The sequence below is a fragment of the Shewanella hafniensis genome (assembly GCF_019655335.1).
GTDB classification, from domain to species: domain Bacteria; phylum Pseudomonadota; class Gammaproteobacteria; order Enterobacterales; family Shewanellaceae; genus Shewanella; species Shewanella hafniensis.
The window spans coordinates 1-351 of sequence record NZ_BPFD01000277.1; the positions used below are offsets into that span (position 1 = coordinate 1).

Annotated in this window: 1 pseudogene; it reads right to left on the bottom strand. The window is 42.7% G+C overall.

Annotation, left to right across the window (positions count from 1 at the left end):
• Nucleotides 1–222 precede the first annotated feature (222 nt).
• Nucleotides 223–351, bottom strand: a pseudogene (locus K5Q99_RS22255) (transposase); the annotation flags it as partial.

The window sequence follows — 351 nt, forward strand, 5'->3', positions numbered from 1 at the left end:
ATTCGAAGGAGGCAGTAACTTATTTAAAATCTGCTGCTTACGTTCTTCACTATAACTAGGCACAATTAAGCCTTAACGCCCCAACTGGTTAAATTTTAAGTAGTGACAACTATCCTGCCAGAGCGGGCGAGGGCGCGGCATACAAACCTCTTTGTTCAATGCTTAGCCTAAGCATAGTCGGAGGTTAACTACCGCGCCATTAACAATGGATGTCCATTTAGTTCGTTTGGCTTTATCCCGCCAATTATACAAAGTTTGCACGCCAATCCCTTCGTTTCTTGATACTTCAGCTACGGTCATATTCGAAGGAGGCAGTAACTTATTTAAAATCTGCTGCTTACGTTCTTCACT